The organism is Rahnella sp. GSA61A (assembly GCF_019969905.1).
GTDB classification, from domain to species: domain Bacteria; phylum Pseudomonadota; class Gammaproteobacteria; order Enterobacterales; family Enterobacteriaceae; genus Rahnella; species Rahnella aceris.
Map to the genome: position 1 here is coordinate 139,974 of NZ_JAHXYO010000009.1, position 9,725 is coordinate 149,698.

Consider the following 9,725-nt stretch of genomic DNA (forward strand, 5'->3'; position numbering starts at 1 on the left):
GTTTGTGAGTGCGTATGCGCACCTTTCAACCAAAACACAGAAATTTCTGTAAAACAGCGGGTTTGGCGCATCCGGCAAAAACACAACCGTCACGGACAGCTTGTCGTATGGCTTCATGGTATTCACATACTGGTCGTGATGCGGGTGATCGGTATTTGGGGCAAAAAAAACCTGAATCACTCTCGAAAACATCAGTTCGTTTACTATCGTGAACAAACGTAGCGAAATGAACATAAGAAAACCGGGGTTTAATCGCCCCCAATTTTTTCTTCCTTAATGTCAGATTGATTAAATTTATGTAATCAATTCGTGCTTTTTTTACGCCGGAAAATCGCCAGCTTGCCCATATTTCCTACATTTAAGCACATTTAGACCTCGACCATTCCCCGACAATTATGATGTGATGAGGGTTCTTTGACGGGATAATACGGTATACTTCACAGACTTTGCTGTTTTATCCAGAACGTTTTTTTTACGGAACGGTTGTTTGTGTTCAAACACTCAGTTTCTGACGAGGATGCTGTAAACGCGCTATGACTCCATACGCCTCCCCGATTTTGACTTCGCTGTTAGATACCGATGCCTACAAGCTTCATATGCAGCAAGCAGTCTACCATCGCTACCACAACATCAGCGTCGTGGCAGAGTTCCGTTGCCGTGGTGATGAACTGCTGGGCGAATACGCCAGCGAGGTCCGCCAGCAAATCCAGATGATGAGTCAACTGGCGCTGACGGACGACGAGTTCACCTACCTTTCCGGGCTGCCGTTCTTCACGCAGGATTACCTGAACTGGCTAAAAACCTTCCGCTACAATCCTGAACATGTAATGGTTTCCGATCGCAACGGACATTTGCATGTGCGCATCGAGGGCCCGTGGCGTGAAGTGATTATGTGGGAAGTGCCTCTGCTCGCGGTCATCAGTGAAGTTGTCCATCGCCAGCGTTCTCCACAAGTGACGGCGCAAATGGCCGTGGAGCACCTGCGTAAAAATCTCGCCAGTTTTAAAGAACAGGCCGCAGATATCGATCTCGGTGCCTTCCGTCTGATGGATTTCGGTACCCGTCGCCGCTTCTCCGGTGAAGTTCAGGAAGCCATCGTCAGCACACTGAAAAATGAATTCCCTTATCTGGTCGGCACCAGTAACTACGATTTAGCGCATAAATTGCAGCTGGCACCGGTCGGCACGCAAGCCCACGAATGGTTCCAGGCACATCAGCAAATCAGCCCGGTTCTGGCTAACAGCCAGCGCGCGGCGTTGCAGGCCTGGCTGGACGAATATCCGGATCAGCTGGGGATCGCTCTCACTGACTGCATTACGATGGATGCTTTCCTGCGTGATTTCGGCAGCAAATTCGCCAATGCCTATCAGGGACTGCGTCATGATTCCGGGGATCCGTTTGAATGGGGTGAGAAAGCGATAACGCATTATCATGCGCTGGATATCGACCCGATGACCAAAACGCTGGTCTTTTCCGACAATCTGGATCTGGACAAAGCGTTACACCTGTATCGCCATTTCCATCAACGGGTGAATCTGATATTCGGGATTGGTACGCGTCTGACATGTAATATTCCGGGCGTGAAGCCGCTGAATATTGTCATTAAATTGGTACAGTGCAATGGCAAACCTGTCGCGAAACTCTCTGACAGCCCAGGCAAAACGATTTGCCAGGACAAAGCTTTTGTTAAAGCCCTGCGCAAAGCTTTCGATCTGCCGCTGGTGAAAAAAGCGTCCTGACTCTCCCTAAAGTGCCGGAAATCAATCCGGCGCTTTATTCAGATTTTCTTTCCTTTATATAGTTGCGATCTAATTCTGCTCGGCTTTTATTCACTCTCTCAATATTTCCCCACAACTCTCTTCATTCGCGCCACAATTCTTGTCCGCTGACGACGATTTCTGCTTGTGTCCTGAGAAAGCCTAAGTAACATAGCAAAATCCCTATTTACAGGGTGTCCAATATTTCTTAGTCAACATATATAAAGAAAGAGAGAAATCTATGAGCGTTGTGCCTGTAGTCGACGTACTGCAAGGCCGTGCTGCGGTTGACAGTGAAGTCACCGTACGCGGTTGGGTACGTACCCGGAGAGATTCTAAAGCTGGTATCTCATTCGTCGCCGTTTATGACGGCTCCTGCTTTAATCCTTTACAGGCCGTCATCAATAATTCTCTGCCCAATTATCAGGAAGACGTATTGCGTCTGACGACGGGTTGTTCAGTAGAAGTGACCGGTATTGTTGTCGCCTCACCTGGCGAAGGCCAGAGTTTTGAGTTGCAGGCAACGACCGTCAACGTTGTTGGCTGGGTGGATGACCCTGATACTTATCCGATGGCGGCAAAACGCCACAGCATCGAATACCTGCGTGAAGTGGCTCACCTTCGCCCGCGCACCAATCTGATTGGTGCTGTCGCCCGTGTGCGCAACACCCTCTCTCAGGCCATTCACCGTTTCTATCATGAAAACGGGTATTTCTGGGTGTCCACACCGCTGATCACTGCCTCCGATACTGAAGGCGCGGGTGAGATGTTCCGCGTATCGACACTGGATCTGCAAAATCTGCCGCGTACAGACAAAGGCGAAATCGACTTCAGCGAAGATTTCTTCGGCAAAGAAGCGTTCCTGACGGTTTCCGGCCAGCTGAACGGCGAAACGTATGCCTGTGCGCTGTCCAAGGTTTACACCTTCGGTCCGACTTTCCGTGCAGAGAATTCCAACACCAGCCGTCACCTTGCGGAATTCTGGATGGTAGAACCGGAAGTCGCATTTGCGACACTGGATGACATCGCAGCACTGGCTGAAAACATGCTTAAATATGTTTTCAAAGCCGTTTTAGACGAACGCGCAGACGATATGGCCTTTTTTGCTGACCGTGTAGACAAAGATGCTGTTGCACGCCTTGAGCGATTTGTAACATCCGATTTCGCCCAGGTAGACTACACCGATGCAGTAGAAATATTAATGAATTGTGATCAGAAATTCGAAAACCCGGTTTCATGGGGTGTCGACCTTTCTTCTGAGCATGAACGTTATCTCGCGGAACAGCATTTCAAAGCGCCGGTGGTGGTTAAAAACTATCCGAAAGATATCAAAGCCTTCTACATGCGTATGAATGACGATGGTAAAACCGTCGCGGCAATGGATGTTCTGGCACCGGGCATTGGTGAGATTATCGGTGGCTCTCAGCGTGAGGAACGTCTGGACGTACTGGACGCCCGTATGGCTGAAATGGGGCTAAATAAAGAAGATTATTGGTGGTATCGCGATCTTCGTCGTTACGGCACAGTCCCGCATTCAGGCTTCGGCCTTGGCTTTGAACGTTTAGTCGCCTATGTGACCGGTGTTCAAAACGTTCGTGACGTGATCCCGTTCCCACGTACACCACGTAGTGCAACCTTCTAATTAATTAAACTATTTTTAATTAACATAATAGTTACAAAACTAAGGCCAGCTTTGCTGGCCTTAGTCATTTTCAAAGATAGATCCCTGTCACAAAGTTCCGTAAAATACACATTTTGAAATACATTCTTTCCTGCTGAAACATATTTAGTAATTTAGTAGCATTTTCGCTGTGGATTAAGCTCACCACGGATGGAATAGTGCGTTCAGACACAGGAGACACCAAACTTTCGTGAATAGTTCCGTAAAGAATTATTTAGGCAGTGGCAGGTGTCCAAATAAAACCAATGAGGGTAATAATAATGATGAAGCGCAATATTCTTGCAGTGGTAATCCCTGCTCTGTTAGTTGCTGGTGCAGCTAATGCAGCTGAGATCTATAACAAAGATGGCAACAAACTGGATCTGTACGGTAAAGTTGACGCACGTCACACCTTCTCTGACAATGCTGGCGACGATGGCGACCAGACCTATGTCCGTTTCGGCTTCAAAGGCGAAACTCAAATTACTGACCAACTGACCGGTTACGGCCAGTGGGAATACAACGTTCAGGCTAACCATGCAGAAAGTGCTGGCGATGAAGGCAACAAAACTCGTCTGGGCTTCGCAGGTCTGAAATTTGGTGATGCAGGTTCTTTCGACTACGGTCGTAACTACGGCGTAATCTACGACGTAATGTCCTACACCGACCAATTGCCAATCTATGGCGATGACACCATGTACCAGAACAACGACAACTTCATGGTTGGTCGTGCTAACGGTGTGGCAACTTACCGTAACAGCAACTTCTTCGGTCTGGTTGATGGCCTGAGCTTCGCTGTACAGTACCAGGGCAAAAACGACGAAGGTCGTGATGGTCGTGGCGCAGTTGATTCCAATGGTGACGGCTGGGGTACTTCTGCCGCTTACGCTATCGGCAACTCAGGTGTTAGCATTACTGGTGCTTACTTCTCTTCTAACCGTACTGTTACTCAGAAACAAGACGGCACTGGCGACAAAGCTGACGCATACGCATTCGGCGCTAAATACGACGCTAACAACCTGTACCTGGCAACCTTCTACGGTGAATCACGTAACACCACCGATTACGGTAACCCGGATGCAATTGCTAACAAAACTCAGAACTTCGAAGTTGTTGCTCAGTACCAGTTCGATTTCGGTCTGCGCCCATCTATCGCATACCTGCAGTCTAAAGGTAAGAGCCTGAACGGTTTCACCAACAACGGTTCTACCTACGCTGGCGGCGATGCTGACCTGGTTAAATATGTAGAAGTTGGTACTTACTACTACTTCAACAAAAACATGTCTACCTATGTTGACTACAAAATCAACCTGCTGGACGACAACAGCTACACCAAAGCAGCGGGTCGCAGCACTGACGACATCGTGGGTGTTGGTCTGCAATACCAGTTCTAATATCACTTAACGATGCGCTTACGGGCGCATCAAAGTGGATATCAAGGCAGAGCTTCGGCTCTGCCTTTTGCATTTCTGAGTCTTGAAAAGACCGCTTTTCCACCCTCGCCTATAAAATATTTTAATCTCCCACGCCTTCTCACAACTCTGTTTTCTTTTTGCCGCAAACGGTTGGCAAAAGGGGGCGCTGGCGTTACCCTGATGACCTCTTTCGTAATATCAGGCTATGGAATTTTCCGACATGTTTGAAAAAATCACTGCAGCACCTGCTGACCCTATCCTGGGTCTTACCGATCTTTTCCGCGCTGACGACCGCTCTAATAAAATCAATCTGGGGATTGGTGTTTATAAAGACGAAACAGGTAAAACGCCGGTTCTGGCCAGCGTGAAAAAAGCCGAACAGTTCCTGTTGGAAAATGAAACCACTAAAACCTATCTGAGTATCGACGGGTTGCCTGATTTTGCCCGTTGTACACAGGAACTGCTGTTTGGCAAAGACAGCACGGTTATTGCTGATAAACGGGCACGCACCGCACAGACTCCGGGCGGCACCGGCGCTTTGCGTATCGCAGCGGATTTCATCGCTACACAAACCAGCGCCAGACGCGTGTGGGTCAGTAATCCGAGCTGGCCGAACCATAAAGGTGTGTTCTCTGCTTCCGGTCTGGAAGTTGTGGAATACAATTACTATGACGCTGCAAATCACAGCCTTGATTTCGATGGCATGCTGAAAAGCCTGAGCGAAGCGAAAGCAGGCGACGTGGTGCTGTTCCATGGCTGCTGTCACAATCCAACCGGTATCGATCCTACAGAAGAACAATGGGCACAGCTGGCAGAATTGTCGGTGAGCAACGGCTGGTTACCGTTGTTCGACTTCGCCTATCAGGGCTTTGCAAAAGGTCTGGAAGAAGATGCGGCGGGTCTGCGCCTGTTCGTGGCAAAACATAAGGAATTGCTGGTCGCCAGTTCTTACTCGAAGAACTTCGGCTTATACAATGAACGCGTAGGTGCTTGTACGTTAGTCGCAGCCGATGAAGAAACTGCCGGTCGCGCTTTCAGCCAAATGAAATCGGTTATCCGTGCAAACTACTCCAACCCGCCGTCACACGGTGCTGCGGTTGTAGCCACCATACTGGGTAACGAAGCTTTGCGCACGCTGTGGGAGCAGGAACTAAGCGATATGCGCCTGCGTATCCATCGTATGCGCCAGCTATTCGTCAGCACCTTGCAGGAAAAAGGCGCTCAACAGGATTTCAGCTTTATTATTAACCAGAACGGGATGTTCTCTTTCAGCGGCCTGACCAAAGATCAGGTATTGCGTTTACGTGATGAATTCGGCGTGTACGCGGTGAACTCCGGCCGTATCAACGTTGCTGGCATCACGCTCGAAAATATGGCACCGCTGTGTGAAGCCATCGTCGCCGTACTGTAAAAGATAAGCAGTGTTGCTCAATTAAAAAAGCCCGTCAGGTATCCTGACGGGCTTTTTGTTTTTTGCTGATAAACAGCAAACGTAATTACCAGACCGGCATTTCATCCTGCAGGAACGGGTTCGTTTTACGCTCATAACCAAAGTCTGACATCGGGCCATGACCGGGAATAAAGACCATGTCATCGCCGAGCGGTAATAATTTCGTTTTGATGGAATGAATCAGCGCCTGATGGTCACCACGCGGGAAATCACTGCGGCCTACGCCACCCTTGAAAACCACATCACCAGAAACGGCAATTCGCGCTTTATCATTGATGAAGACAATATGCCCCGGCGTATGGCCTGGACAATGCAACACGGATAAGATTTCTTCACCAACACTCACTGAATCCCCTTCTTCCAGCCAGGTATCCGGCGTCAGCGGGTCACAATGGTCGAGGCCAAACATCTGGCTTTGGGTCGGTAACGCATCCAGCAGGAATTCATCTTCTTTTTGTGGTCCGATAACCGGTACCTGATAGTGCGCAGCCAGTTCTGCTGCGGCACCAACGTGATCAAGATGTCCGTGAGTCAGCAAAATTTGCGTAACCAATACACCTTTGGCAGAAACTTCCTGGATGATCCTGGCGGCTTCACCGCCCGGATCAACAATGGCGGCCTGATTGGTTTTAGCACACCAAATCAGTGAGCAGTTTTGGCTGAACGCCGTGACGGTAATAAGATGGGTTTTCATAGAGCTCCACAAAATGGCCTGTACATTCCGGCAGGCCATTAATTACACACATCACCAGGTCCGTGCGGGACCGGTATCGATGTGCACAAAGTTACTTCGTGGATAATATCCTACACCACCCATCCGCATTTTTAATGCTGCTTTGCGGATATTGCTCAGTTCAATGCCCTGAATGTGGAAATCCATTGCCTGCCCAAGCGTGTGATAGCTGTGCTTCGCTACCCCGCTTCCGGGTTCACGCATGCTGTTGTTTGTCGCCAGTGAGCGGTAACCCGAAATCAGCTGGACTGGTTTATTCGTTCCGCCAAGCATCACCTGCAAACGATAGAGGTGATCGAACAACGCGGGATCGATAGATTTTACTTTTTCCGCACGATAGTCCCTGAACAGATGATTCAACCGGGCCAACTCATCCTTGTTGTAACGCTTTCCATCAAAAAACTCGGTTTTGAGGGTTTCGCCGGTATTGATATTGTTAACGACTAAAATACGCGGGCGAGGTGTGGAAAGAGTGGCGAATGCACGACCTGGAAGTAATGCAATCCCCATAGCGGCACTGCCTAATGCCAGCCATTTACGGCGATGTTTGTCGATTTCATTCATGAACAGTTTACTATCCGGTAAGAGAGTCAAAAATAAGCTCTGATCTGAGCCGTTTTGAACCTTAACTGCCAATTTTCTGCGAGTCAAGGGAACCCATATAAGCAAAACGAGCGTGCCAGTGGCTCACGCTCGTTCGATGGCCAAATACTCTGACCCTTATCAGATTAGTTTTACTGCATTTATTGAAGCAAAATTTCCGCCTGAGGCAGAATTTGTGCACCGGATCTCACCGTTGAATCATAATTGTAAATATCTGTTCTGAATTGCGGCTTACCGTCATCCGCGACCCATGCCGTCAGATAAAACAGTTTTACCGGTATATGATGGCGTATTGCCACATACGTGGTATTGCCGCCCTGCAATGCAGAAGATATTCGCGTGTCATTCCAGCCTGCATCCTGTAACAGCATATTGGCTAATTCAGAAGCCTTATTCACCCTCACACAGCCAGAACTCAGCGCACGAATGTCTTTGCTGAACAAGTTATGGTTTGGCGTGTCATGCAGATAAATAGCATCAGAACTCGGCATATTAAATTTATACCGCCCCAGAGAGTTGCTTACGCCCGGCGCCTGACGGATGCGATAGGGGAAATGGTTGGGTGATATCATTGCCCAGTCGATCATTGAAGGATCGATGACTTCAGCATCGTTACTCCAGCCAGACAATACCTGATAGCCATGTTGCTGGAAGTAACCGGGATTGTTCATGGCTTTAGGCACGATATCTTCACGCACTAACGTTGTGGGCACATTCCACGGTGGATTGACCACCACATTATTCAACGCACTGCTCATTAACGGCGTTTTACGGCTTGGACGACCGACAATTACCCGTGACGACAACACTTCATTGCCATTGAGATAATAGGTGAGCTGATAGTTTGGAATGTTCACCATGATTCCGGTGTTCACATTGCCTGGAAGAATGCGCAGACGCTGAATATTCAGCGCCAGCAAGGTAGCACGCAATTGCGGAGAGGCATTCAGCCACTGACGGGTACGTCCGCCAATAATACCGTCCGCTTCCAGCCCCTGCCATTTTTGAAAACGCTTAACAGCTTCCACTAAATCCGGTGTGTACTGATTATCAGCGACAGCCACTGGCGCGGGTGTCGCTGGCACTTCTGTCGACTGAACCGTTGGCAGGACATCTTGTACTGATGTTGCGGAAGGGCTGACAGCCGGGGTCGATTGCTGGGCCTTATCAGCGGTTTCATCAACAGACAGATCGTCATTTGCCGCGCTTCCCGGCGTGTTCGGAGCGATAGTTTCATCTGTCGGTTTAGCCACCTTATTCTCTTCAGGCGAGGCGACCATCATACCAGTTCGGGTCAGGATCTCCCGCAAGGCCGGGACATCGTCACTGATCTGGTCCGGACGCAAACTGGCTGATCCTGTCATCACGGGCCATGGTCGATTGTCCGTCAGCATGATTTTCAATGCATCATGCATTTTGGTGTAATAAGGGTGCTGTGGTGCGAGAGTCGACAAATAGTGTGACGTATTGCCCTGACGCACAGCCAGTTGCCACTGATTAATCACAGTCAGCGACGGCGTCGTCATTTTGTACGGTGTGGCGCTGTATAACCACTTATCTCCATTGGCTTCCACGCTGCTCGTAAACTGCAAATAGCCCAGCATTGCATCTGACAACACCACATCACGGGCCATGCCGGTAACTTGCGGATCCGTCAGCCATTTCACCCATTGCGTGAACTGAGGCTGGATCCCCGATATGGCCAGCTCGGCGAGTTGCTGCTGGAATAACTGAACTGTTTCACGATCGTTCCACATGGGCTGCATATGATTTGCAGCATAAAGCGATGACAGAGATGACAGATACAACGGCCTGATGCCCCTTGGCAATAACTCTGCCTGCAACTGGCTCATGCTCTGTACGCTTGATAGCGTGGTTTTTCCTAATGGCAGCGCGGGCACGGTAGCCCATGCAGCAAACCACGGCGAGAGACCGCTCGCCAGCAGACAGCTGGCGACTAAAAACCTGAGAGACCTTTGATTCATTAACATCTTCCCTTGCCTCCCGATAAGGTGCTCAATCTCATCCCCAAAATTGAGCCAACAGCTCTTGGAATAAGTATATAAAGAGAATTCTTTTTTTGCGTAGGAACTCAATGAAATAGAGC

General features: G+C 49.2%; 7 protein-coding genes. 4 read left to right on the top strand and 3 right to left on the bottom strand.

All coding sequences use genetic code 11. The annotated features are described in order from the left end of the window. The first annotated feature begins 533 nt into the window (after positions 1-533). The 4 genes from pncB to LC431_RS13630 all read left to right on the top strand — a co-directional run bounded on the left by pncB (position 534) and on the right by LC431_RS13630 (position 6,243). A complete protein-coding gene (gene pncB / locus LC431_RS13615) occupies positions 534-1,739 on the top strand; it encodes a nicotinate phosphoribosyltransferase (protein WP_013574856.1) in 1,206 nt (401 codons plus the stop codon). Between the two features lie 259 nt (positions 1,740-1,998). Beyond that, positions 1,999-3,399, top strand: a complete 1,401-nt coding sequence (gene asnS, locus LC431_RS13620; protein ID WP_013574855.1) for an asparagine--tRNA ligase — start codon at positions 1,999-2,001, stop codon at positions 3,397-3,399. A 299-nt stretch (positions 3,400-3,698) separates the two neighbouring features. After that, entirely contained in the window at positions 3,699-4,811 is a 1,113-nt protein-coding gene (gene ompC / locus LC431_RS13625) for a porin OmpC (RefSeq protein WP_013574854.1), read from the top strand. A gap of 241 nt (positions 4,812-5,052) precedes the next feature. After that, the gene (locus tag LC431_RS13630) at positions 5,053-6,243 is read left to right on the top strand and encodes an amino acid aminotransferase (RefSeq protein ID WP_013574853.1); all 1,191 of its coding nucleotides are present in this window, start codon (positions 5,053-5,055) and stop codon (positions 6,241-6,243) included. An 85-nt stretch (positions 6,244-6,328) separates the two neighbouring features. Here the strand turns inward: LC431_RS13630 and LC431_RS13635 are convergent, their stop codons facing one another. The 3 genes from LC431_RS13635 to ldtD form a co-directional block, all read right to left on the bottom strand. Next, positions 6,329-6,976 (bottom strand): MBL fold metallo-hydrolase, encoded by a 648-nt coding sequence (locus LC431_RS13635; protein ID WP_223509986.1) that lies wholly within the window; start codon positions 6,974-6,976, stop codon positions 6,329-6,331. Positions 6,977-7,027: 51 nt separating this feature from the next. Beyond that, on the bottom strand, positions 7,028-7,579 hold the full coding sequence (locus LC431_RS13640) for a YcbK family protein (protein ID WP_013574851.1): 552 nt from the start codon (positions 7,577-7,579) through the stop codon (positions 7,028-7,030). A gap of 179 nt (positions 7,580-7,758) precedes the next feature. Beyond that, a complete protein-coding gene (ldtD, locus tag LC431_RS13645; RefSeq protein ID WP_013574850.1) occupies positions 7,759-9,609 on the bottom strand; it encodes a L,D-transpeptidase in 1,851 nt (616 codons plus the stop codon). Positions 9,610-9,725: the final 116 nt, after the last annotated feature.